Here is a 23,039-nt window from a genome sequence, read left to right as displayed (position 1 = left end):
AGTGCGTCGGACCCGCGAGCAGGTCTTCACGACGCACGGGCGCGGGTCGATGATCGACCTGGGAGGTCCCTGTGAGCAAGCGCATCGCCCTGAACGCCTTCGACATGACCTGCGTGGGGCACCAGGCCCCGGGCCTGTGGAAGCACCCGCGCTCCCGCGCCGACGAGTACAACACCCTCGAGTACTGGACGGACGTCGCCCAGGTCCTGGAGAAGGGCCTGTTCGACGCGATGTTCCTCGCCGACGTGGTCGGCTACTACGACGTCTACCGGAACTCCGCGGCGCCGGTGATCAAGGACGCCACCCAGATCCCGGTCAACGACCCGTTCATGCAGATCTCCGCGATGGCGGCCGTGACGAAGCACCTCGGCTTCGGGGTGACCAGCGCGATCACCTACGAGCAGCCGTATCCGCTGGCACGGAAGTTCGCGACCCTCGACCACCTGACCAAGGGCCGGATCGGCTTCAACGTGGTGACGTCCTACCTGAAGTCCGCGGCCGAGAACCACGGGCTGACGGAGCAGATCTCCCACGACGAGCGGTACGAGATCGCCGAGGAGTTCATGGAGGTCTGCTACAAGCTGTGGGAGGGGTCCTGGGAGGACGGTGCGGTCAAGCGCGACCGCAAGAACGGGGTCTTCGCCGACCCGTCCCTCGTGCACCCCATCCAGCACCACGGCAAGTACTTCGACGTGCCGGGCATCGGGCTGACCGAGCCGTCCCCGCAGCGCACCCCGCTGATCTTCCAGGCCGGCGCCTCCTCGCGCGGGCGCGCCTTCGCCGGGCGGCACGCGGAGGCGGTGTTCGTGGGCGGCATCCGCCCGGACCTCACCCGCGTGGTCACCGACAAGCTGCGCGACGAGGCCGAGGCCCAGGGCCGGGGGCGGGACGACCTCAAGATCTTCGCCATGCTGCACGTGATCGTCGACGAGACCGACGCGAAGGCCGAGCAGAAGCGGCGCGACTACGAGCAGTACGCGGACGCCGACGGCGCCCTGGGTCTCGTGGGCGGCTGGTCCGGGGTGGACCTGGGCCGCTACGACGAGAACGACGTGCTGGAGTACATCAAGACCGACTCCATCCAGTCCTTCCTCACCCCGTTCACCACCGCGGACCCGAAGAAGAAGTGGACGGTCAAGGAGGTCGCCAAGCACATCTCGATGGGCGGGATGGGCGTGCCGATCGTCGGGTCCCCGCAGACGGTGGCCGACGAGCTGGAGCGGTGGATCGACGACGGCGGCCTGGACGGCATCAACCTCGCCTACCACGTCTCCCCGGGCTCGTTCGAGGACTTCGTGGAGTGGGTCGTGCCGGAGCTGCAGAAGCGCGGCCGCTACCGCACCGCCTACGAGGGCACCACGCTGCGCGAGAACGTCTACGGCGCCGGACGGACCAGGGTGCTCGACACCCACCCGGCCGCGCGGTATCGGGGCGCCTACGCCGGCAAGCCGTCCGCCGCGGACACCCCCGCCCGCGATCTCGTGTCCTGACGCACTCGGGGTCGCGGGCCCCGCGCTCTTCCACCGCGTGCGGCAGCGCAGTACTCTGGTGGTACCAAGCATGCTTTCCATGAACGTCCGCCGCTCCGGTCCCACACCCGGATCACCGCAGACACGAAGGAAGCGAGGCACCACCATGACCACTCCCGCCGCCCGGCCGGACCACCGGACCGCGCACCGCTCACCTGTCCAGACCGCCGCTCTGCTGTACGGGGCGGTCTTCCTGCTCGTGGGCGTGGCCGGCTTCATCCCGGGCCTGACCACGAACTACGACCAGCTCATGGCCGCCGGCCACCAGTCCGAGGCGATGCTGCTGGGCGTCTTCCAGGTCTCCTGGCTGCACAACATCGTCCACCTGCTCTACGGTGTGGCCGGGCTGGCCCTGGCCCGCTCCGCCGCCGGGGCCCGCAGCTTCCTGCTGTGGGGTGGGCTGGTCTATCTGGTCCTGTGGATCTACGGGCTGCTCGTGGGCCCGGAGTCGCCCGCGAACGTCGTGCCGGTGAACACCGCCGACGACTGGCTGCACCTGGTCCTGGGCGTGACCATGGTGGGCCTGTCCTTCCTGCGCCGGGACACCCACGACCGCAGCGCCACGCGCAACACCACCGGCCCGGCCTACTGACCGCTCCGCCGCACCGACAGCGCGGTGCGGCCAGCAGGTCCGCACAGCAGGCCCGCACGGCAACGGCTCCCCCGCCTCGGCGGGGGAGCCGTTGCCGTGCGGCGGGGCCGGTCAGCCGGCCGGGGCGGCGCGCCAGCGCAGCAGGGCCGCCACGTCCGTGCTGTCCGGCAGGGCTCCGGGCGGCACGAAGACCGGGCGGCCGTCGGTCAGCACCGCGGCGCGGACCAGCGCGGCGTCGGCAGGTACCCGGCCGAGCACGCGGGCGCCCACGGCCTCCGACTCCGTCACGGCGACCCACGGCTCGGCGTCCAGCGCGAGCAGCTGCTGCTCCGCGTCCAGGTGGGTGTCGTCGATCAGCAGCGTCTCGGCCTGCGCCTGCTGGAGCGCCGAGACCACCGGCTCGATCCCGGACACCGCCGTGGGGTCCGGGCGGCCCTGCTGCTCGGCCAGCCGCTCGAGCAGCTCGTGCTGCCGGTGGGCGATGACCTCCGCGACGCGCCCCTCGACCTGGTGGCCGAAGTCGGCGGACTGGCTGCCCTCGGCCCGGGTGTTCGCGTCCACGACGCTCACCAGGGCACGGGTGGCCTTGGACAGCTGCTCCTCGACGAGGCCCCGGGCCCGCAGGTCCCCGGCCAGGACGACGAGCTGCGCCCCGCTCTCGGCCACGACCTTGTCGATCTGCTCGGCGACCTGCTCCGTGTTGCGCCGCCACACGTCCTCGGTGTGCCGCTGCCAGCGTCCCTGCGACCAGCCGCCGCCGGGGAACTTCTTCAGGTGCTCGGTCTCGCCCTCGATCTGCTGCTCGTCCAGGGCGCGGGCGCGGCTGGCGTACTCCAGGCAGATCTCGCCGCCGTCCCGCCCCACCTCGGCCACCACGTAGGGGAAGTCGTCCGGACGGTGCCGGAACAGGGGGGTGAGGTCGGGCACCTCGCCCACCTCGAGCACGCCGCGCCCGGCCAGGGGGCCGGGGAGGACCTCGTTGATCTCCACGGCGCCGTCGCGCACCAGCAGATAGCGGCACACCGGGTCCGGCACGCCCTCCGCCGGGCGCACGGCGGCCTCCACCGCGGCGAGATCGGCCTTGGACGCCCCCTGCTGCTCCAGCTCCCGGCAGATGTTCTCCGGCAGGACGTCGATCGCGTGCAGCGAGTCGACCGTGCCCGTGCTGATGTCCGTGTACACGGTGCACCAGGGACCGGTGCTCTTGAACAGTTCGGCATAGCGGTGGAATCGACTCGTCATGATGGACAACTCCTGCTGTTGAGCGGTGCTTCCTGTGGTGCAGACCACGTTATCGGACGCCCAGGGGGCTGGGAACAGCGGCCGGGCCGAGTAAGGTCGGACGCACGCGACCGGTCGCCCGACCGGTGGCTCCATCGGTCCCACGACGCAGGAGGCAGCCATGAGCGACGCACCCGGTTCGAGCAGCGAGTACAACGAGGCCGACCGGCTCGAGCAGTCGATCGACGCCGAGCCGCCCGAGATGGACGACCAGGACGTCGAGGCGTCGGCGCACACGCCCGACCGCTCGGAGGCGTCCTCGCTCGAGGCGAATCCCGCCGACCTCGAGGAGCAGGACCGCGAGGTCACGCTCGAGGAGCCGGCCGAGGGGTCGACGCTCGAGGAGATCTGAGCCCCGTGCCGCGTGCGGGCCCGCCCGGCCGTTCCTGCGGACGGCCCGCGGCGGGCGCCGCCGCGCCGGGCGCGCGGCTCAGACCGCCGACCAGCCGCCGTCCGAGGGCAGGACGACACCGTTGACGTTGGACGCGTCGTCGCTGGCGAGGAAGACGACGACGGCGGCCACCTGCTCCGCCGTGGCGGTGTAGGGGACGTTCTGCAGGAACGCTCCCATCCGCCCGGGGAACAGATCCGAGTCCATGGGGGCCTCGATGCCGGTCGCGGTCGCGCCGGGAGCCACGGCGTTGGTGCGGATGCCGTCGGCCGCGTGCATGAGGGCGGTGTTGCGGGTCAGCCCCACCACCGCGTGCTTCGAGGCCGTGTAGGCGGCGCCGGCGGCGGAGCCGCGCAGGGAGGCCTCGGAGGCCACGTTGACGATCGCCCCTCGGCCGGAGGCCCGCAGCAGCGGGATCGCCGCCCGGGTCAGCCGCATGACGGCGACGACGTTGACGGCGAAGACCCGGTCCCACGTCTCGTCGTCGACCTCGGCGACGGATTCGAACCGGTCCATGATCCCGGCGTTGTTGACGAGCACGTCCAGCCGGCCGTCCGCGGCCGCGAGCACCCGGCCCGCCGCGCCCTCCTCGGTGAGGTCGGCCACCACGGGGAACAGCGGCAGGAGGGGTTCGTCCGCCACCAGGTCCTCCAGCCGGCGCGCCGAGGAGTCCACCACCACGACGGTGGCCCCCTCCCGGGCGAGCCGGAGCGCGGTGGCGCGCCCGATCCCGGAGCCCGCCCCGGTGACGACGGCGGTGCGGGCGGTGAAGCGCTGGTCGTCCACGGTGGCTCCTGCTGCTCGGCGGGCGGACGGGGAGCGCCCCCGGGCGGGCCGCGGTGACGCCCTCCCATTCTGGGGCGGAGCGGGTCGGGAAGAACTTCTCGGAAAAAATGTGACCTGCTGCATCCGGCGGGGGGTCCCCGCCGGTAGTACGGGTGCAAGGTCGATCCCGCTTCCGCCAGGGAGCCCGTTCAAGGAGCACACACCATGCGCAAGACCCTTTCCGCCGCCGCAGTCCTCGGCCTCGGTGCCGGCGCCCTCACCATGACCCCGGCGTTCGCCGCCGAGCACGCGGAGCTCTCCGTGCTGCACGGGGTCCCGGACACCGTCGTGGACGTGTACGTCAACGGCGAGCTGACTCTGGACGACTTCGAGCCCGGCACCCTGGCCGGCCCGCTGGAGCTGCCCGCCGGCAGCTACGACCTGGCGATCACCGCCCCGGACGCCGCGGACGCCTCGGCGCCGATCATCGGCCCCGTCACCGCGGACCTGCAGACCGGGACGAGCTACACGGCCGCGGCCCACCTGGACGCGGAGGGCAACCCCACGGCCGCCCTGTTCACCAACGACATGTCCGAGATCGAGGCCGGCAAGTCCCAGCTGACGGTCCGGCACGTGGCCGCGGCCCCGGCCGTGGACGTGCTGGCCGGTGGCCAGCCGGTCATCAGCGGTCTCGAGAACCCGAACGAGGAGTCCCTGACGGTCGACGCGGGCACGGTCTCCGCGTCCGTGGCCGCCGCCGGCACCACCGAGCCGGTCATCGGCCCAGCCGATCTCGAGCTGGCCGAGGGCACCCACAACATCGTGTACGCGTGGGGCTCCCTCGAGGCCGGGAACCTGGCCCTCGCCGTCCAGACCCTCGAGGGCATGGAGCAGGCGCCCGGGGCCGTGCCGGGCGGCCAGTCCGGCCTGGCGGCCCAGGAGCAGGACACCATGCTCACCGCCGGCCTCGCGGCCGCCGGTGCGCTGGGGCTCATCGGCGCCGCCTACGGCGCCCGCCGGGTGCTCGCGGGGAACCGCCGGTAGTGAACCGCCCCGGCAGCCACGGCCCGGGCGCGCGGCAGGCTGCGGCCCACCGCGCGCCCGGGCCCGCCACTCCCGGCGCCCGTCGTCGTCGTCTGGCGGCGGCGGGTGCCGGGGCTCTCGCCTCCGTGTCCCTGCTGGTCGCGGCCGCCGTCACGGCCCTCCCTGCCGAGGGCGGGCCCGCGCCGTCGGCGCCCCTGGCGGCGGGTCCCTGGACGGCCCCGGCGCCCGTGCCGGTGCCCGCCGCCGACCCGTCGGAGGACCCTGCGGACGGCACCGCGGACGGCACCGCGACGGCGCAGGACACGGCACCGGACGGATCGGCGGCCCGGGCGCAGGACCCGTCGCCGGCGGGCACGGCGCCGGACCGGATCCCCGACCGGGTCCCCGTCGCTCCCGCCACCCAGGCGCCCCGCCCGGACGTCCCCGCCCCCGTGCGGGTGGTGGTGGACGGGTCGCCGATCGACATGTCCGTGGTCCCCGTGGGGATCGAGGACAACGGCGCCATGACCATCCCGGACAACCACGTGGAGCTGGGCTGGTACCGGCACGGACCGGCCCCCGGATCCGGGGAGGGCGCCGCGGTCGTCGCCGGACACGTCGACACCCTCACCGAGGTCACGCCGATGGCGCGCCTGAAGGACGTGCCGGTCGGGGCGGAGGTCAGGGTGGAGCGCGCGGACGGCAGCGTCCAGCGCTACCGCACCGAGTCCGTCCGGCACATCCACAAGGAGTCCCTCGCGGACGCGGACCTGTTCCGCCGCACGGGCGAGCCCGTGCTCCACCTCGTGACCTGCGGCGGGGAGTGGCTCGAGGAGATCGGGGACTACGAGGACAACGTGGTGCTGAGAGCGGTCCCGGTGCCCTGAGGGACGGGAGGATGTGATGTCCATGACCGGATGGCCGGCGTCCACTAGGCTGGGCGGGACGCACACGCCCGGGTCCCACCCGGTCGCCCGTCACCACGACCTCCGGCCCACGAGGAGCCCTTCGCCGATGCCGCCGCCGCCCCCGGAATGGGGACCCGAGCTCGACGCCGCGTTCGCCGCGGGGGACGAGCAGGCGCTCAGCGCGGCCTACCGGCACTGCGCGGGCGTCATCCGGGGCCTCGCCGTCCGGGCCCTGCGGGACGACACGGCGGCGGACGACGTCGTTCAGGAGGTCTTCATCCGGGCGTGGAAGTATCGGTCCGGATACCGCCCCGAGCAGTCCTCGGCCCCCGCGTGGCTGATCGGCATCGCGCGCAACTGCATCGCCGACGCCGCCCGGACCGCCGGCCGGGAGGCGGAGCGCCGGCAGGCGGACGCCGTCCGGTCGGACCGGGAGCCGCGGCACGAGGAGTCGGACCTGCTCGTGGACCGGCTCGTGGTGCGGGCGGAGGTCGAGCGGCTGGGCCCGCCCCGGTCGACGATCATGGCGCTGGCGTTCTACGAGGAGCTCACGCACCAGCAGATCGCGCAGCACCTGGACCTGCCGCTCGGCACGGTCAAGAGTCATCTGAGGCGCGGCCTCATCAACCTGCGGACACGATTGGGAGACGGTCATGGCACACCTGAGTGAGGAGTCGCTGGCGCTCCTGGCTCTGGGTGAGGCCGGAGACGCCCAGGCCCAGGAGCACCTCGCCGCGTGCCCGGAGTGCGCCACGGAGCTCGAGGCCCTCCAGCACGTGGTGCAGGCCGCCCGCGCGCGACCGCCCGCCCCCGCGGCGCCGGGGCCGGAGGTCTGGGCCGCCATCCACGCCGAGCTGGGCCTCTCCGACGCGGTCGCGGCGGATCCGCTCGCCGGCTCCCGGGCCGGCGGCCGGCAGCGCGCTGAGGACGACGCCGCGGGCGGCGGGGACCCCGCGCCCGCCGACGACGACGGTGGCCGCGGCGGGGCGACCGTCGTGGACCTCGCGGCCCGCCGCCGGCGCGGGGTGCCCTATCCGCTGGCGGCCGCCGCGGCCGCGGCGGCGCTGCTGGTGGGAGGCCTCTCGGTCTGGGGCGCGCAGCGGCTGGGCCTGGAGCCCGAGCCCACGGTGCTGGCCACCGCCGAGCTCGAGCCCCTGGCCGGCTACACCGCCCGCGGCTCGGCCGAGGTGGACGAGCGGCCGGACGGGACCCGTCAGCTGGTGGTGCGCACCGACCCGGCCGACGTGGAGGGCTTCAAGGAGGTCTGGCTGCTGGCGCCCGACGCCCAGCGGATGGTCAGCCTGGGCGTGATGGCCGGGGACGAGGCCGTGTTCGTGCTGCCCGCGAACCTGGACGTGGGGGAGTTCCCCGTCGTGGACGTCTCGAACGAGCCGATCGACGGCGACCCGACGCACTCGGGGGACTCGATCGTGCGGGGCACCCTGCAGGCCTGAGCCGGCTCACGCCCAGCGCGGAGCAGCGCCGGGCTCGGGGCGGCGCCGGGCTCAGAGGAGCGCCGAGGTCAGCCGGGCCACGTTGTCCGCGTACTTCTGCCACAGCGGCCGCCGCTTCCACGCCTCGACGTCCAGCAGCGTGCTGGCCTCGTGGAACTCGGCGACCACCGCGTCCATCCGCCGCCGGAACTCGCGGTCCACGATGTACACGGACACCTCGAGGTCCAGGGCGAAGGAACGTTCGTCCATGTTGGAGGAGCCGATCACCGAGACGTAGTCGTCCACGAGCACGAACTTGGCGTGCAGGACCGTGGGGGAGCGGTAGCGGTAGATCTTCACCCCCGCCTCGACCAGTTCCTGGTAGTAGGAGTTCTGGGCGTGGTGGGCGAGGACGTGGTCGGAGGTCTCGCCCACGAACAGCTGCACGTCCACCCCGGACTGGGCCTCGGTGGTCAGCGCGTGCATCAGCGACTCGTCCGGGACGAAGTAGGGGCTCGCGATGATGATCTGCTCGTTGGCGTTGTAGATCAGGTGGTTGAACAGGCGCAGGTTGTTCTCCGTCTCGAACCCGGGCCCGGAGGGCAGGACCTGGGCGAGGACGGGCCCCCCGACGTCGGGCACCTCGCGGGTGACCTCGTCGAGGAGGAGGTCACCGGTCTCGGAGTACCAGTCGCTCGTGAACAGCGCGTCGAGCTCGGCCACGACCGGGCCCGTGCACCGGATCATGAGGTCCTTCCACTCGAGGCCCTTCCGCAGGTTCTTCCGCTTGTTGTAGGAGCGGTGGATGACGTTCTGCGACCCGGTGAAGGCCAGGCTCCCGTCGACCACCAGGATCTTGCGGTGGTTGCGCAGGTCGGGCCGCTGCCACTCGCCCTTCCACGGCCGCACGGGGAGCATGCGCCGCCACGGGAGACCGGATCGGTCGAAGTGCCGGACGAGCTCCCGGTACCCCGGGTAGCCGACCGAGCCGAGGTGGTCGACGAGCACGCGGACCCGCACCCCGCGCTCGTGCGCGCGGACCAGGGCGTCGAGGAGCACCCGGGACGTGTCGTCGACGGCCACGATGTAGAACTCGAAGTGGACGTAGTCCTCGGCCCGGTCCACCGCCTCCGCCATGGCCCGCAGGCACTCGTGGTTGTCCGTGACGATCTCGAAGGAGTTGCCGCCGACCATGGGCAGCGCCCCGAGGCTGTAGTTCAGCGCCGCGGTGGACTCGACCCAGTCCGGCAGCTGCTCGTGGGCGTTGCCGAGGATGTGCGCGTCCGGGGTGTTCTCCCGGATGACGTCGTTCATCTTCGCCTGCATCGCCATCCGCTTCCGGGGCAGCCGGGTGGAGCCGATCACGAGGAAGAGGAGCACTCCCACGATGGGCTGCAGGAAGATCGCCAGCAGCCAGGCCAGTGCGACCGAGGGCCGGCGGTTGTGCGGGATCCAGCCCAGCGCCACGAGCCGCAGGATCCAGTCGAGCACCACCACGACGACGAGGATCGACTGTGGCACGCCGTCCAGGGGCAGCAGGTCGTAGGGGAGCAGGCGGAAGTCCACCGTGCCAGCCTATCGGCGCGGTGCGGGCGGGCGCCGTTCAGGCCGGGCGGGGCAGGACGTAGTCGATCTGCAGGCCCGGGCCCTCCCGCCGCACGAAGCCCGCCGCCACCAGCACCTGCGCGGCCGGGGCGTTGTCCTCGGGCACGCTCGCCCGCACCGCGGTGACGGAGGGGTCCGCGAACGCGACCCGCAGCAGCGCCGCGATCGCCTCCTGCGCGTATCCCCGGTTCCGGCGGCCGGCCGCCAGGGAGCCCACGACCTCCAGCTCCGCGTCGATCGGCGGGCCCACGAAGCCGGCGGTGCCCACCACCTGCCCGCTCGCCTTCTCGAGGACGGCCAGCCGTGCGTAGACGGACTCCGTGGAGAAGTAGCCGCCGGCCAGCAGGGACTCGCGGGCGAAGTCCACGTCCTCGGGCCCGGGGAACCCCGCGGCGAAGTGCTCCGCCGTCCCGCCCGCGGCCACGGCGTCGAGCTCCTCGGCGGTGAACGGGCGGAGCAGGAGCCGGTCGGTCTCCAGGACGTGTGCGGGACGCAGGGCCTCGAGGTCCTCAGTCATGCTGGTGCTGCTTTCTGCGTGCGCGGGTCGCGCGGGGAACGGTGCCGAGGTACCGAGGATACCCGCGCCGGGCGGCGCGGGTGTCCCCGGGGATCAGGCGAAGTACCTCGGCAGGGTGGCCTCGTGGGCCGCGCGGAGCTCGTCCAGGCCGATCCCGAACTCGCCCTGCACGTCCAGTGCGCGGTTCTCGGCGTCCACCACGCCGATCCGCTCGTGCGGATAGGCGCGCATGGTGCACATGTCCTTGAACCGGACCTCCTCGCTGCGGGGCACGGCCACCACGGCGCGGCCCTGCGTCTCGGAGAAGAGCATCGTGAACAGGTCCACGCCGTCGCGCTCGCACACCTCGCCCAGGCCGATGCGCGCGCCGACGCCGAAGCGCAGCGCCATCTCCGCCAGGGTCGCGGCGAGACCGCCCTCGGCGACGTCGTGGGCGGCGTCGACCATGCCGTCGCGGGACATGTTGATCAGCAGGTCGCCGAGCAGCTTCTCCTGGGCCAGGTCCACGGCCGGGGGGAGCCCGCCCAGGTGGCCGCGCAGGTTCGCCCACTCGGAGCCGTCCAGCTCGTCGCGGGTGGTGCCGAGCAGGTAGATCGCCTGACCGTCCTCGCGCCAGCCGGAGGGGGTGCGGCGGCGGACGTCGTCGAGCACGCCCAGCATCGCGACCACCGGGGTCGGGTGGATGGCGACCCCGCCGGTCTGGTTGTACAGGGAGACGTTGCCGCCGGTCACCGGCACGCCGAGCTCCTGGCAGCCGTCGGCGAGCCCGCGCACGGCCTCCGCGAACTGCCACATGGTCTCGGGGTCCTCCGGGGAGCCGAAGTTCAGGCAGTCGGAGACGGCCACGGGCCGCGCTCCGGAGGTGGCCACGTTGCGGTACGCCTCGGCGAGGGCCAGCTGCGCGCCCTGGTACGGGTCCAGGTAGGCGTAGCGGCCGTTGCAGTCGGTGGACAGGGCCACGCCGAGGCCGGTCTCCTCGTCCACGCGGACCACGCCCGCGTCGTCGGGCATGGCCATGGCGGTGTTGCCCTGCACGTAGCGGTCGTACTGGTCCGTGACCCAGTCCTTGGCGCACAGGTTGGGCGAGGCCATGAGCTCCAGCACGGCGTGCTTCAGCTCCGCGCCCGAGGGCCGGGAGGCGTCGGCGGGGGACCCGCTGAAGTGCTCGGCCTGGATCCGGTCCTGGTCCGCGGGGCGGTGGTAGGGACGCTCGTAGACGGGGCCCTCGTGGGCGACGGTGCGCGGGTCGACGTCGACGATGACCTCGCCGCCCCACTCGATCACGAGCCGGCCGGTGTCGGTGACCTCGCCGATCCAGGAGTGCTCGACGTCCCACTTGGCCATGACCGCCTCGAAGTCCGCGACCCGCTCCGGGGTCACGACCGCCATCATGCGCTCCTGCGACTCGGACATCAGGATCTCGCCCGGGGTGAGGGTGGGGTCGCGCAGCAGCACCGCGGTGAGGTCCACGTGCATGCCGCCCTCGCCGTTGGAGGCCAGCTCCGAGGTGGCGCAGGAGATGCCCGCCGCGCCCAGGTCCTGGATGCCCTCCACCAGGGAGCCCTTGAACAGCTCGAGGCAGCACTCGATGAGCACCTTCTCCGCGAAGGGGTCGCCCACCTGCACGGCCGGCCGCTTGGACGGCTTGGCGTCGTCGAAGGACTCCGAGGCGAGCACCGAGGCCCCGCCGATGCCGTCGCCGCCGGTGCGGGCGCCGAAGAGGACCACCTTGTTGCCCACGCCGGAGGCGTTGGCCAGGCGGATGTCCTCGTGGCGCATCACCCCCACGGCCAGCGCGTTGACCAGCGGGTTGCCCTGGTAGACGGAGTCGAAGACGACCTCGCCGCCGATGTTGGGCAGGCCCAGCGAGTTGCCGTAGCCGCCGACGCCGGCGACGACGCCGTGCACCACGCGGGCGGTGTCCGGGTGGTCGATCGCCCCGAAGCGCAGCGGGTCCATCACGGCCACCGGGCGGGCGCCCATCGAGATGATGTCGCGCACGATCCCGCCCACGCCCGTGGCGGCGCCCTGGTAGGGCTCCACGTAGGACGGGTGGTTGTGGGACTCGATCTTGAAGGTCACGGCCCAGCCGTCCCCGAGGTCCGTGACGCCGGCGTTCTCGCCGATGCCGACCAGGAGGTCCTTCTTCATCTCCTCGGTGACCTTCTCGCCGAACTGGCGCAGGTGCACCTTGGAGGACTTGTAGGAGCAGTGCTCGGACCACATGACCGAGTACATGGCCAGCTCCGCGGCGGTGGGGCGGCGGCCGAGGATCTTCTTGATCTCCTCGAACTCGTTGTCCTTGAGGCCCAGCTCGGCCCAGGGCAGCTCGGTGTCGGGGGTGCCCGCCGCGTGCTCGACGGTGTCCAGGTTGAAGTGCTTCTCGCTCATGGAGTGTTCGGTGTCCCTTACTTGACCAGTGCCTTGAGGGCGGAGACGAACAGGCCCAGCCCGTCCGTGCCGTCGCGCATGCCGACCTCGCCGGCGGCGGAGAAGTCCGCGCCGAAGCCGGGCTCCACCGCGTGCTCGGGGTGCGGCATGAGGCCCACCACGTTGCCGCGGTCGTTGCAGATCCCGGCGATGTCCCGGCGGGAGCCGTTGGGGTTGACCCCGACGTAGCGGAAGACCACGCGGCCCTCGGCCTCGAGGGCGTCGAGGGTGCGCTCGTCCGCCACGTACTGCCCGTCCTGGTTCTTCAGCGGGACCACGATCTCCTGGCCCTGCTCGAACTCGGTCGTCCACACGGTGGCGCTGTTCTCCACGCGCAGGCGCTGGTCCCGGCACAGGAACTTGAGGTGGTCGTTCTTGATCATGGAGCCCGGCAGCAGGTGGGACTCGGTGAGGACCTGGAAGCCGTTGCAGATGCCCAGGACCGGCAGCGGGGCGGAGCCGGAGGTGCCCGCGGCGGTCGCGCCGTCGATGATCCGGCCCATCAGCGGGGCGAACCGGGCGATCGCCCCGGCCCGCAGGTAGTCCCCGTAGGAGAAGCCTCCCGGCAGGATGACGGCGTCGACGCCCTGCAGGTCCTCGTCGGCGTACCAGAGGGGAACGGGGGTGCCGCCGGCGAGCATCACGGCCCGCGCGGCGTCGCGGTCGTCCAGGGTGCCTGGGAAGGTGACGACCCCGATCCGTGCGTCCGCGAGCGCGGCGTCCGGTGCGGGGCTGGAGAGGTCCGCGATCAGCGGGGTCTCGGCCATGCTCAGTGCTCCTCGTCCAGGACGGCCACCCGCACGACGTCCTCGATCACGGGGTTGGACAGCAGCTTCTCGGCGGCCTCGCGCGCCTGGGCCAGCACGTCCTCGGTGGCCTCGCCGTCGACGGTGAGCTCGAAGCGCTTGCCCTGGCGCACACCGGCGAACCGGTCCAGCCCGATCCGCGGCAGCTCGTTGGCGATCGCCTTTCCCTGCGGGTCGAGGATCTCGGGCTTGGGCATGACGTCGACAACAATGCGGGCCATCGGGGAACTCCTGAGGGTCGTGCAGCGGGCCGGGATCCGGCGAACGGTGACCATCCTATCGTTCCGCCGCAGGCTGACCGGCCGGACCGGGGTCGACCGCGGGAAGTGTGGTATGCGGCACGCCGTCGGCACCGACCGCCGGAGCCGTACGCCCCCGGTTTGGGACTCTGGACGAAAGACGGCGTCCCGACGGGCGGAGGCCGCCGTGCGGCGTGATAGCCATGTATATGCAATGACATGTGGAACGGCCGTGGGGCAGTTCCGGACCGGCCGCCCGGCCCCGCCGGCGGCCCCGTGGGAAGAGAGAAGAAGTGGACTACCCCGGACTCCTCATCGGCGTCGCTCCGCTGTTCCTGGGACTGGCGGTGCTCTCCGTCGTGGCCTCCCGGATCGGCCGCGGAACGGATCTGGAGCCGAACAGGTACTTCGGGATCCGGACGAGGCACACCCTGAGGTCCGCAGAGCAGTGGAACGCGGGGCACCTCGCGGCCCGACCCGCGCTCCTGGCGTGCGCCGTGGTGACCGCCACGGGATACCTCACGGCGGTCGCGCTGATCGTGGCGGCGCCCGGTACGCGGCCCACGGGGGTCGTCGTCCTGGCGGTGACCCTGGTCGTGGCCGTCTTCCTGCTGATCACCGCCGCCGTCACCGCGGACCGCCGTGCCAGACGGCTCGAAACCCCCTAGGAGCACGCAGTGAACAAGTACGTCGCCCAGCCTCTGGCCCTGTGGGCCGCCGCCCTCTGCCTCGTCGCCGGCTCCGTCGCCCCGGCGGCGGCGGCCCCGGCGGAGACGCCCGGCAGCGAGCCCGCCGCAGGCGTCTCGATCCCTTCGACGCACTCGGACGAGGAGATCCTGCAGCTGCTCTTCGCCGGGGTGGGCCCCATCGCCGAGCAGCACCCGGACATCGTGGAGTCGCTCGGCTTCGCCCCCGGCCGGCCCCTGCCGCAGGAGGCCGAGCTCGCCGACTTCATCGACTCCTTCCTGCGGGCGACCCCCCGCTTCCACGAGACGGTCGCCGTCCCGCTGACCTCCGGGGACCCCCTGCTGGTGGAGAAGGCGCTCAAGACCGTCACCGCGCAGCTGGAGGAGTACGTCGCCGCGGAGGCCTCCCAGGCGCGACCCGGCCCGGTGCAGGACCCGGGGATGACCGGGCTCGGATACTGGCACACCACCACGAATGTCTACCTGGGGAGCCAGATCGCCGCCTACGCCCACATCGGGGCGGTCGCGAACGCGGCCGTGTACGCCAACGTGGGCCTGGCCACCTTCGCACTGGCCACCCTCGGGATCGTCACCTGGTACCTCATGGACGACCCGAAGGAGTTCAACGACGTCGAGCGGGGGGCCTTCGTCGCGGACATGACCGACGCACTGGCATGAGCCGGCGCGCACCGGGCGGTGCGCGGCCCGCCACCGGCCGCTCCCTCCTCGGGCTCGGCGCCCTGGCCGCCGTTCTGGCGCTCCTCGCGGTCACCATCTTCTTCGGGCAGCCCAGCAACACCCTGGCCACCCGGGACGACTCTGCGCCGCGCCGGCTGGCCACCCACTTCTTCCCCCAGGCATGGGAGTTCTTCACCAAGCCGCCCAGCGACCCGGAGGCCGTTCCCTACCGGATCACGGCCTCCGGAGCGGTCGAGTCGATGTCCGCGCTGCCCCAGGGCAGACGCGAGAACCTGTACGGATTGAGCCGGGCCCAGCGTGCGCAGGGAACCGAGTCGGGATACATCGTGCAGCAGATCGACGAGTGGGTCGAGTGCTCGGCCAGCACCACCGTTGCGTGCCTGGACGGAGCCGAGGATTTCCCCGTGAACCGGGTGGAGAACAACACCCCCGACCCCACGATGTGCGGGCGGGTCGTCATGGCGGAGACCGCCCCCGTGCCGTGGGCGTACCGCGACTACTACGACCACCAGCGGGTCTTCAACCGCGTGGCGGTGCTGGAGGTGACCTGCCGTGCATAACGTGCTGGCCGCGGTCGACAGGTCTGTGGCCTCCTTCGACCCGACGAGCCGCTTCGTCTCCGCCGGGCGCACCGTCATCGCGCTGGCCCAGCTGACCGTCCTCTGGTTCACGCCGTCGGAGAAGTACTTCGTCCCTCTGCTGGGGGAGTTCGTCGAGCCGCAGTGCCGAACCGCGGTGGACAGGATCTCGCTGTACTGCTTCGGTTGGGGGGAGGGCCACCTGGTCGAGACCGTGGTCGCCTCCCTCGTCCTGATCAGTGTGGTGGTCGGCGTCCTGCCGCGCCTGACCGCGGTCCTGCACTGGTGGGTGTCCTTGTCGATCAGCACCTCGTTCGCGCTGGTGGACGGGGGAGAGGCCGTGGCGCAGGTGGCCACGTTCTTCCTCGTGCTCATCTGTGCGGGCGACAGCAGGACCTGGCAGTGGGGGGCTCGGACGCCGCCCCGCGACCGGTCCCGCCTGACACCTGTCTCCTGGGCCGGCCACATCGGCCTCCGGGCCCAGATGGCCTATGTCTATCTGGATAGCTCCCTCTCCAAGCTGGCGGTCCCGGACTGGCAGCAGGGCAGCGCGGTGTACTACGTGCTCCGAGGAGAGTTCTTCGGCGCCGGCAACTGGCTCGGCCGAGTGGTGGCCGACCTGTCCGGCGTGCCCGTGGTGGCACTGACGCTGACCTGGGGAACCATTGCGCTCGAGGTGGCGATCGCCGTGCTCCTGCTGGTGCGGAACCGGTGGCGGGTCATCGCCCTGGTTCTCTGCGTGCTCCTGCACCTCGGCATCGTCGCCGTGGTCGGCCTGTGGTCCTTCGGCCTGATCATGATGGGGGCCGTGATCGTGTGCACGGCGGGGTGGCAGTGGACGAGGCCGCGAGGGGCTGACGCGGACGGGGCGGCGCCGCTGGTCCCGCAGCGTTCCGTGCCGGACGCCGTGGACCCGGAGCGGGAGAGGAGCCTGGCATGAAACGCTGGAACTTCGTGCGGACACCGCTGGCCGCCGTCCTCGCGGTCGGCCTCACCGCCCTCGCACCGGCCGCCGCGGCCGGGGAGCATCCCGCCGGCGGACTGCCCCCGGCCCCGGCCCTGGAGGCGCTGGAGAGGGCCGCCGAGGCGTTCCGCGAGCACACCGACGTGGCGTTCGCCGCCGCCCCCGCCGGAGAGGTCGGCGGTGCGTGCCGTGCGACGGGTCTGCAGCGCTGGTCGGCGGAGGCCACCGCGGACTGGACCGGCCTGGACCGGGCCGTGCTCGGCGCGGCGGCGGCGACCATGTTGCCGGCCTACGAGGTGATGTACGGTCTCCATCCCGCTCTCGGCTCGCCGCAGGAGCCGGTGTTGCCCGGAGCGCGGCCGGCGCCCGAGCACCAGCGGATCTGGCGGAAACTGGCCGGTTTCTGGGGGGCGGAACCGGGTGGGACCGCGCTGTTGTCCCTCGACGGGAGCATGCTGACGGATCCGGAGCGGACCTCGCGTGTCTACCGCGACGTCTTCGGCATGCGTGCGGCCGACGCCGATGCGCTCGCCGAGTACGTCGCCGCCTACGTGGACCAGGAGAGGTTCGACCACGGTGACCACCCCGCGTTCACCAATGTCACCTTCGCGCACCGCTTCTCGGACGAGATTGCGGCCGGCACAGGCCGCAGAAGCGTGGTCGCGGTCGGAGAGGGCTCTGCGGCGGCGCTGCGGGACCTCGGCCACGAGCACGCCGTGGACGTCCTGCTCGCCCACGAGTACGCGCACCTGGTGGGCTGGCGGATGGACGGCTCCGTCCGCGGCGACGTCCGCGGCGACGAACTCGCGGCGGACGCCCTGAGCGCATACTTCCTCTCCCATCCGCACGGCATGGCGTGGCAGTGGCAGAAGCTGCGCGGGCGGTTCACGGTGTACGGCGAGCTCGGGGACTGCGCGGCGGGCGCGCCGTGGCACCACGGCACTCCGGCGCAGCGCGAAGCGGCCGCGATGTGGGGCTACCGGCAGCAGGAGGCCTCGAGACCGCGGTCCCTGGTACTGGCCCCCCAGCAGGTCGTCGCCGAGTTCCTGGCGAAGCCCTGACGGGCCCGCCGCCCGGCGGCCGGGCCGGTCCGCCGGTCCGGGGTCGACCGCCCGTCCCGGACCGCCTAAAGTGGTCAGCGTGCTGATCATCGGGGTGTCCCGGTGGCCGGCGCGTGCACCGACCGGAACCGCACACCTCGGAAGGACCACGTCATGAGTCAGCCAGAACAGCAGCAGGACGTCCCCGGCGAGCAGTCGGAGATGACCCCCGTCCCGGACTGCGGGGAGCACAGCTACCGCGGCTCCGGCAAGCTCGAGGGCAAGGCCGCGATCATCACCGGCGGCGACAGCGGCATCGGCCGCGCCGCGGCGATCGCCTACGCGCGGGAGGGCGCGGACGTCCTGGTGGCCTATCTCGAGGAGGACGACGACGCCCAGGACACCGCCCGCTGGATCGAGGAGGCCGGGCGCAAGGCCGTGCTGGTGCGCGGGGACCTCTCCGACCCGGCGCACTGCCGCGGCGTCGTGGACCGGGCCGTCCAGGAGTTCGGCAAGGTCGACGTGCTGGTCTCCAACGCCGCCTTCCAGATGAGCCACGAGAGCCTCGACGAGATCAGCGACGAGGAGTGGGACTACACCTTCCGGCTCAACGTCGGGGCGATGTTCCACCTGACCAAGGCCGCGGTGCCGCACATGGCCCCCGGCTCGGCGATCATCGGCAGCTCCTCGGTGCAGTCCGACCAGCCGTCCCCGCAGCTGGCGCCCTACGCCGCGACGAAGGCCGCGATCGCGAACTTCTCCGCCGGCCTGGCGCAGATGCTGGGGGAGAAGGGCATCCGCGTGAACAGCGTGGCCCCCGGTCCGATCTGGACGCCGCTCATCCCGGCGACCATGCCCCCGGAGAAGGTCGGCGCCTTCGGCGACGACGTCCCCTTGGGGCGCGCCGGGCAGCCTGCCGAGCTGGCGCCCGTCTACGTGCTGCTGGCCTCCGACGACGGCAGCTACATCTCCGGGTCCCGGGTCGCCGTGACCGGGGGCAAGCCGATCCTGTGACGGCCCGTCCACGGCCCGTCGTGGCACCGTCCGACCTGTCACCCCGCCGGGACGGCTACGTGGAGCTGCGCTCCTACGCGGCCATCGGGGACGGCCGCACGGTCGCGATGGTGGCCCACGACGGGTCCGTGGACTGGTACCCGGTGCCCGATCTGGACTCCGCCCCCGCGTTCGCGCGGCTGCTGGACGCCGAGCACGGTGGGTGCGTGGAGCTGTCCCCGGCCGGCCCCTTCGCGACCAGCCGCGGCTACGTGCCCGGCACGAACGTGCTGCAGACCACCTACACGACCGACACCGGGGTGGTGCGGGTGACGGACTCGCTCAACGTCGGCTCCACCGGGCGGCTGCCGTGGAACGAGCTGGCCCGCACGGTGGAGGGCGTCGCCGGGGAGGTGCCCATGACGTGGCGGGTGACCCCGGGGACGATGTTCAACACGGTCTCCCCCTGGATCCAGGACACCGAGCAGGGCCCCGTGCTGCGCGTGGACGCGGTGTCGTTCGGGGTGCGCTCGGAGGCGCTGGGCGAGTGCGTGGTGGGCGGGCAGGAGATCTCCGGGCGCTTCGGCACGACCCCGGGCTCCCAGCACCTGCTCGCGGTCGTCTCGACGCACAGCGAGCCGCTGCGGCTGCCCACCCCGGCGAGCATCCGCAAGAACGTGGACCTCACCCTGGACATGTGGCGGCGCTGGACCGACCTGCTGGAGTACGACGGCCCCTACCGGGCCGACGTGGAGCGCAGCGCCCTCACGCTGAAGATGCTCAGCCACGGGCCGTCCGGCTCGATCGCCGCCGCCGCCACCACCTCGCTGCCGGAGAACCGGGCGGGCACCAAGAACTACGACTACCGCTTCGCCTGGGTGCGCGACGCCGCCTACACCCTGCACGCGCTCCTGCGCCTGGGCGAGCAGGAGGACGTGCACGCCGCGGTGTCCTGGCTGCTGCGCCTGGCCCGGGCACAGTCCCCGCAGCTGCACGTGCTCAACCGGCTCAACGGCGCGGTGCCCGGGGACGGGACGACCGTCTACGAGGCCCCGGGGTGGCAGGGCGTGGGCCCCGTGGTCTCGGGCAACGCCGCCGCCGAGCAGCTCCAGCTGGGTGTCTACGGGGACCTCTTCGACATGGTGGACCTCTACGTGGACGGCGGCAACGTGCTCGACGCGGCCACCGGGCGGATGCTCGCCGACGTGGCCGACCGGATCTGCGACCTGTGGCGCCGTCCCGACGCCGGGATGTGGGAGCTGCCCGAGCACCGCCACTACACGAGCTCGAAGATGGGCTGCTGGCACGGCCTCGACCGCGCGGTGCACCTGGCCGACGTCGGCCAGATCCCCGGCGGCGCCGACCGCTGGCGGGCGGAGCGGGACCGGATCGCCACGTGGATCGACGAGAACTGCTGGAGCGCCGCGCGCGGAGCCTACGTCTGGTACCCGGGCACGGACGAGCTCGACACCTCGGTGCTGCTGCACGCGATCAGCGGCCTGGACCGGGGTCCGCGGATGAGCTGCACCATCGACGCGCTGCGGGAGGAGCTGGGCACCGGCCCCCTGCTGCACCGCTACAGCGGGATGCAGCACGAGGAGGGCGCCTTCGTCGCCTGCTCGTTCTGGGCCGTGGCGGCGCTCGCCCACGTGGGCCGGCAGGACGAGGCCGTCGAGCTCATGGACGAGATGCTCGGCCGGGGCAACGACCTGGGCCTCTACACCGAGATGATCGACCCCGCGGACGACGCGTTCCTCGGCAACTTCCCGCAGGCCCTGAGCCACCTCGCGCTGCTGACCGCGGCCCTGACCCTGGAGGACACGGGCCGGTCCTGACCGGCGCCGCTCCCGCGACGCGGCCGGCGCCGGTCAGGGCCCGGCCGTCAGTACCGGTCGGCGGAGACGAGGCGCACGAGCTCCCCGACCCGGTCCTCGGGCAGGGAGCGGGCGACGTCCGCCTGGCTGAGCATCCCGACGAGGTCGTGCCCGTCGATCACCGGCAGGCGGCGCACCTGGTGCTCCTGCATGGTCCGCATGGCCTCCTCGACGCTGTCGTCGGCGCCGATGGTCACGGGCTTGCCCTCGGCGAGCTCCCGGGCCCGGGCCGTCCGGGCGTCCCCGCCGTCCGCGATGCAGCGCACGACGATGTCCCGGTCGGTCAGCACGCCGACCAGCCGGCCGTGCTCCCCGCAGACGGGCAGGGCGCCGACGCCCAGGTCCTTCATCTTCCGGGCGGCCGCCTCGAGGGTCTCCTGCTCGCCGATGCACTCCGCACCGGGGGTCATGATCTCGCGTGCCTTCGTCATGGCTGCTCCTCCTGCTCCAGGGACTCCTGCCCGAGCAACGCCTACTCGGTGGACTCCTGCTCGGTGGACGCGGACCGCCGGCGCGCCGGCGGTCCGTGGCACCAGGGTAGGAGCCGCGCCCGGGCTTGTCTGCCCCGGAGGGCGGAGCCGGACCGGCGGCGTGGCGCGGCCGGCGGGCTGGAAGAATGGGCCCATGACCCAGCACCCTCCGACGACCACCCCCGGACTCGACGGCCGGGACGCCGAACGACTGGCGCAGGCCCTGGAGTCCCGGGACGTGACGGTCTTCGTGGACGGCACCTCCCTGCGCCTGCCGGAGGGCGCGCGCGACGCCGTCGTCGACCTCCTGTCCCGGCTCACGCGCGGGGAGTCCGTCACCGTGAGCTCCGCCCGGCAGCCGCTGACCGGCTCCGAGGAGCTGCTGACCACGTCCCAGGCGGCGGCGCTGGCCGGGATCTCCCACACCTACCTGCGCAACCTCACCAGCGAAGGCGTGATCCCGGTGCAGTACCGCGGCAGCCACCGCCGGATCCGCCGCTCGGACATCCAGGCCTGGCTGGCCCGCCACGGCGAGGACGCCGCCGACTCCGCCGACGCCGCGGCGGAGCTGCTGACCACGTCCCAGGCGGCGGCGCTGGCCGGGATCTCCCACACCTACCTGCGCAACCTCACCAGCGAGGGCGTGATCCCGGTGCAGTACCGCGGCAGCCACCGCCGGATCCGCCGCTCCGACGTCCAGGACTGGCTGGCGGGGCGGCAGCGCCACGACGCCGGGGCCGCGCCCGCGGCGGACTGATCCCGGTTCAGCCGAAGCGGGCCACGACCCAGCCGTCGACCACCTCGACCGCGGCGGCGGTCAGGTCCTTGGCCGGGTCCGCCGGCGCGCGCCGGCCGGCCGCGAGCGCCAGGCGCGAGCCCAGGAACCGGCCGTCGGGCGCGAAGACCCAGTAGTGGTTGGGGCACTCGAAGCTCTCGGCGCGTCCGGCGGCCTCGCGGCACACGGCGGCCTGCTGGTGGGTGCAGGCGTTGCGCAGCACGTGCAGGGCGCCCTCCGCGTCACGGGCGACGATCACCGGCCCTCCGCGGGCGGCGGCGGTCACGAAGTCGAGCGGCTCCGGCACGGCGGAGGCCTCCACGATCCGCTCCCACGGTCCGGTCGAGCTCACGCGGCGGCCCCGCCGGTGGCGTGCTCCGGGTCGAGCAGGTCGATGGCCTCGGCCAGCCGGCGGCGCAGCGGCTCGGCCCGCCGGGCGAAGTCCCGCTGCCGGCGCACGTACTCGGCCTTGCCCTCCGGCGTCTCGATCCGCACGGGTTCGTAGCCCCAGCCGGAGAGGTCGTAGGGGGCGGCCTGCATGTCGGTCTCCCGCACGTCCCGGGCCAGCTCGAAGCAGTCCATGAGCAGCTCGGAGGGGATCGCGGGCACGAGCTTGTACGCCCACTTGTAGAGGTCCATGGTGGCGTGCAGGCAGCCCGGCTGCTCCAGCCGGCGCTGGGACTCCCGCGTCGGCCGCAGCTCGTTGAGCGGGACCGCCTGCGGCTGGAAGAACCGGAACGCGTCGAAGTGGGTGCAGCGGATGCGGGAGGACTCGACGACGGCGTCGGTGCCCTCGGCGCCCAGCCGCAGCTCGAGGTACTCGTGCCGGAGCTCGTTGTCCTCCGAGCGGTACGCCATCGCCCACTCGTGCAGCCCGAAGCAGCCGAGGAAGCCGGGGTTGCGCGCGTGCGCGCCCAGCACCGCGCGGGCGAAGTCGACCGCGGCGCCCCGCCGCTCCCGGAAGGCGGCGGCGTCGACCGTCACCGCCCCGTCGGCGGCGTCGAGCCCGAGCGCCGTCAGCTCGGGGCCGGTGAGCGCGCGGTAGAACTTCTCCCCGGCGCGCCCGGCCGCGTCCAGCAGGACCACGCCCGTCCCGGGGTGCCAGCGCTTGAGCTGCGCCGGCTTGAGCGTGTAGTAGGTGAACAGGAAGTCCTCGACCGGGTGCTTGGCCCCGCGGTGCCGGCGGGCCACGAACGGGTCCGCGTGGGCGGCCGCGCGCCGCTCGTGGGCGTGCGCGCGCGGCTCCCAGTCCGCCCGGGACAGGACGGCGACGGGGCGGGTCACCGGACCCGCCCCGTCGGACCGGTGGAGCGCAGCGGACCGGTCAGCGGCCGGTCCCCGCGTACACCGTGGCCTCGTCCTCGGAGTCGAGGCCGAAGGCGCTGTGCACCACGCGCACGGCCTCGTCGAGGCGGTCGGCGGCCGTGACCACCGAGATCCG

25 protein-coding genes are annotated in these 23,039 nt (G+C 73.0%); 15 read left to right on the top strand and 10 right to left on the bottom strand.

Features of this window, described 5'->3' with window-relative positions:
• The first annotated feature begins 71 nt into the window (after positions 1 to 71).
• Positions 72 to 1,490: an LLM class flavin-dependent oxidoreductase gene (locus tag GMA12_RS15735; protein ID WP_370831807.1), complete on the top strand. Its 1,419-nt coding sequence runs from the start codon at positions 72 to 74 to the stop codon at positions 1,488 to 1,490.
• 145 nt (positions 1,491 to 1,635) lie between these two features.
• Complete coding sequence (locus tag GMA12_RS15730) at positions 1,636 to 2,121, top strand: DUF4383 domain-containing protein (protein ID WP_156270454.1); 486 nt, start codon at positions 1,636 to 1,638, stop codon at positions 2,119 to 2,121.
• 111 nt (positions 2,122 to 2,232) lie between these two features.
• On the opposite strand, the gene GMA12_RS15725 is transcribed toward GMA12_RS15730, so the two are convergent.
• Complete coding sequence (locus GMA12_RS15725; protein WP_156270453.1) at positions 2,233 to 3,363, bottom strand: baeRF2 domain-containing protein; 1,131 nt, start codon at positions 3,361 to 3,363, stop codon at positions 2,233 to 2,235.
• A 160-nt stretch (positions 3,364 to 3,523) separates the two neighbouring features.
• Here GMA12_RS15725 and GMA12_RS15720 point away from each other — a divergent pair, with 160 nt between their 5' ends.
• Positions 3,524 to 3,754, top strand: a complete 231-nt coding sequence (locus GMA12_RS15720) for an Rv3202a family protein (RefSeq protein WP_156270452.1) — start codon at positions 3,524 to 3,526, stop codon at positions 3,752 to 3,754.
• A 78-nt stretch (positions 3,755 to 3,832) separates the two neighbouring features.
• On the opposite strand, the gene GMA12_RS15715 is transcribed toward GMA12_RS15720, so the two are convergent.
• Entirely contained in the window at positions 3,833 to 4,579 is a 747-nt protein-coding gene (locus GMA12_RS15715; RefSeq protein WP_370831803.1) for an SDR family NAD(P)-dependent oxidoreductase, read from the bottom strand.
• 204 nt (positions 4,580 to 4,783) lie between these two features.
• On the opposite strand from GMA12_RS15715, the gene GMA12_RS15710 reads away from it, so the two are divergent.
• The 4 genes from GMA12_RS15710 to GMA12_RS15695 all read left to right on the top strand — a co-directional run bounded on the left by GMA12_RS15710 (position 4,784) and on the right by GMA12_RS15695 (position 7,943).
• Positions 4,784 to 5,602: a DUF4397 domain-containing protein gene (locus GMA12_RS15710; RefSeq protein WP_156270450.1), complete on the top strand. Its 819-nt coding sequence runs from the start codon at positions 4,784 to 4,786 to the stop codon at positions 5,600 to 5,602.
• The gene (locus GMA12_RS19615) at positions 5,602 to 6,468 is read left to right on the top strand and encodes a sortase domain-containing protein (RefSeq protein WP_156270449.1); all 867 of its coding nucleotides are present in this window, start codon (positions 5,602 to 5,604) and stop codon (positions 6,466 to 6,468) included. The genes GMA12_RS15710 and GMA12_RS19615 overlap by 1 nt, the downstream gene beginning before the upstream one ends.
• A 127-nt stretch (positions 6,469 to 6,595) precedes the next feature.
• Entirely contained in the window at positions 6,596 to 7,159 is a 564-nt protein-coding gene (locus GMA12_RS15700; protein WP_156270448.1) for an RNA polymerase sigma factor, read from the top strand.
• A complete protein-coding gene (locus tag GMA12_RS15695) occupies positions 7,143 to 7,943 on the top strand; it encodes an anti-sigma factor (protein ID WP_156270447.1) in 801 nt (266 codons plus the stop codon). The genes GMA12_RS15700 and GMA12_RS15695 overlap by 17 nt, the downstream gene beginning before the upstream one ends.
• Positions 7,944 to 7,994: 51 nt before the next feature.
• Here the strand turns inward: GMA12_RS15695 and cls are convergent, their stop codons facing one another.
• The 5 genes from cls to purS all read right to left on the bottom strand — a co-directional run bounded on the left by cls (position 7,995) and on the right by purS (position 13,501).
• On the bottom strand, positions 7,995 to 9,488 hold the full coding sequence (cls, locus tag GMA12_RS15690) for a cardiolipin synthase (RefSeq protein WP_370831798.1): 1,494 nt from the start codon (positions 9,486 to 9,488) through the stop codon (positions 7,995 to 7,997).
• A 37-nt stretch (positions 9,489 to 9,525) separates the two neighbouring features.
• Positions 9,526 to 10,044 (bottom strand): GNAT family N-acetyltransferase, encoded by a 519-nt coding sequence (locus GMA12_RS15685; RefSeq protein ID WP_156270446.1) that lies wholly within the window; start codon positions 10,042 to 10,044, stop codon positions 9,526 to 9,528.
• 93 nt (positions 10,045 to 10,137) lie between these two features.
• Positions 10,138 to 12,435, bottom strand: coding sequence for a phosphoribosylformylglycinamidine synthase subunit PurL (gene purL, locus GMA12_RS15680; RefSeq protein WP_156270445.1), 2,298 nt, complete (start codon positions 12,433 to 12,435; stop codon positions 10,138 to 10,140).
• Positions 12,436 to 12,452: 17 nt separating this feature from the next.
• Positions 12,453 to 13,241, bottom strand: coding sequence for a phosphoribosylformylglycinamidine synthase subunit PurQ (gene purQ, locus GMA12_RS15675; RefSeq protein WP_156270444.1), 789 nt, complete (start codon positions 13,239 to 13,241; stop codon positions 12,453 to 12,455).
• Positions 13,242 to 13,243: 2 nt separating this feature from the next.
• Positions 13,244 to 13,501 carry a phosphoribosylformylglycinamidine synthase subunit PurS gene (gene purS / locus GMA12_RS15670; RefSeq protein ID WP_062735294.1) on the bottom strand — a complete coding sequence of 86 codons (258 nt, stop codon included), beginning with the start codon at positions 13,499 to 13,501 and terminating at the stop codon, positions 13,244 to 13,246.
• A gap of 311 nt (positions 13,502 to 13,812) precedes the next feature.
• On the opposite strand from purS, the gene GMA12_RS19040 reads away from it, so the two are divergent.
• From GMA12_RS19040 to GMA12_RS15635, 7 genes are all read left to right on the top strand, one after another.
• Positions 13,813 to 14,187 (top strand): SdpI family protein, encoded by a 375-nt coding sequence (locus GMA12_RS19040; RefSeq protein WP_156270443.1) that lies wholly within the window; start codon positions 13,813 to 13,815, stop codon positions 14,185 to 14,187.
• 9 nt (positions 14,188 to 14,196) lie between these two features.
• On the top strand, positions 14,197 to 14,883 hold the full coding sequence (locus GMA12_RS15660) for a sporulation delaying protein family toxin (protein WP_156270442.1): 687 nt from the start codon (positions 14,197 to 14,199) through the stop codon (positions 14,881 to 14,883).
• Positions 14,880 to 15,464 carry an SdpA family antimicrobial peptide system protein gene (locus GMA12_RS15655; RefSeq protein ID WP_156270441.1) on the top strand — a complete coding sequence of 195 codons (585 nt, stop codon included), beginning with the start codon at positions 14,880 to 14,882 and terminating at the stop codon, positions 15,462 to 15,464. The genes GMA12_RS15660 and GMA12_RS15655 overlap by 4 nt, the downstream gene beginning before the upstream one ends.
• Positions 15,457 to 16,422: a sporulation-delaying protein SdpB family protein gene (locus GMA12_RS15650; protein WP_156270440.1), complete on the top strand. Its 966-nt coding sequence runs from the start codon at positions 15,457 to 15,459 to the stop codon at positions 16,420 to 16,422. The genes GMA12_RS15655 and GMA12_RS15650 overlap by 8 nt, the downstream gene beginning before the upstream one ends.
• A complete protein-coding gene (locus GMA12_RS15645; RefSeq protein ID WP_156270439.1) occupies positions 16,419 to 17,507 on the top strand; it encodes a hypothetical protein in 1,089 nt (362 codons plus the stop codon). Before GMA12_RS15650 ends, GMA12_RS15645 begins: the two co-directional genes overlap by 4 nt.
• Positions 17,508 to 17,660: 153 nt before the next feature.
• A complete protein-coding gene (locus tag GMA12_RS15640; RefSeq protein WP_156270438.1) occupies positions 17,661 to 18,500 on the top strand; it encodes an SDR family oxidoreductase in 840 nt (279 codons plus the stop codon).
• 20 nt (positions 18,501 to 18,520) lie between these two features.
• Positions 18,521 to 20,314 (top strand): glycoside hydrolase family 15 protein, encoded by a 1,794-nt coding sequence (locus GMA12_RS15635; RefSeq protein WP_370831791.1) that lies wholly within the window; start codon positions 18,521 to 18,523, stop codon positions 20,312 to 20,314.
• A 47-nt stretch (positions 20,315 to 20,361) separates the two neighbouring features.
• Here GMA12_RS15635 and GMA12_RS15630 read toward each other — a convergent pair whose 3' ends face one another.
• Positions 20,362 to 20,784, bottom strand: a complete 423-nt coding sequence (locus tag GMA12_RS15630; protein WP_156270437.1) for a CBS domain-containing protein — start codon at positions 20,782 to 20,784, stop codon at positions 20,362 to 20,364.
• Positions 20,785 to 20,977: 193 nt separating this feature from the next.
• Between GMA12_RS15630 and GMA12_RS19610 the strand changes: the two genes are divergently transcribed.
• Positions 20,978 to 21,580 carry a helix-turn-helix domain-containing protein gene (locus GMA12_RS19610; RefSeq protein WP_156270436.1) on the top strand — a complete coding sequence of 201 codons (603 nt, stop codon included), beginning with the start codon at positions 20,978 to 20,980 and terminating at the stop codon, positions 21,578 to 21,580.
• A gap of 7 nt (positions 21,581 to 21,587) precedes the next feature.
• Here the strand turns inward: GMA12_RS19610 and GMA12_RS15620 are convergent, their stop codons facing one another.
• Both GMA12_RS15620 and GMA12_RS15615 read right to left on the bottom strand, forming a co-directional pair.
• Positions 21,588 to 21,950 (bottom strand): Rieske 2Fe-2S domain-containing protein, encoded by a 363-nt coding sequence (locus tag GMA12_RS15620; protein WP_162459950.1) that lies wholly within the window; start codon positions 21,948 to 21,950, stop codon positions 21,588 to 21,590.
• Complete coding sequence (locus GMA12_RS15615; RefSeq protein WP_162459949.1) at positions 21,947 to 22,882, bottom strand: 3-methyladenine DNA glycosylase; 936 nt, start codon at positions 22,880 to 22,882, stop codon at positions 21,947 to 21,949. Before GMA12_RS15615 ends, GMA12_RS15620 begins: the two co-directional genes overlap by 4 nt.
• Positions 22,883 to 23,039: the final 157 nt, after the last annotated feature.

The sequence above is a fragment of the Kocuria sediminis genome, from assembly GCF_009735315.1.
GTDB lineage: Bacteria > Actinomycetota > Actinomycetes > Actinomycetales > Micrococcaceae > Kocuria > Kocuria turfanensis.
The sequence above is the reverse complement of the archived record's forward strand: the minus strand, read 5'-3'. Positions and strand labels throughout refer to the sequence as shown.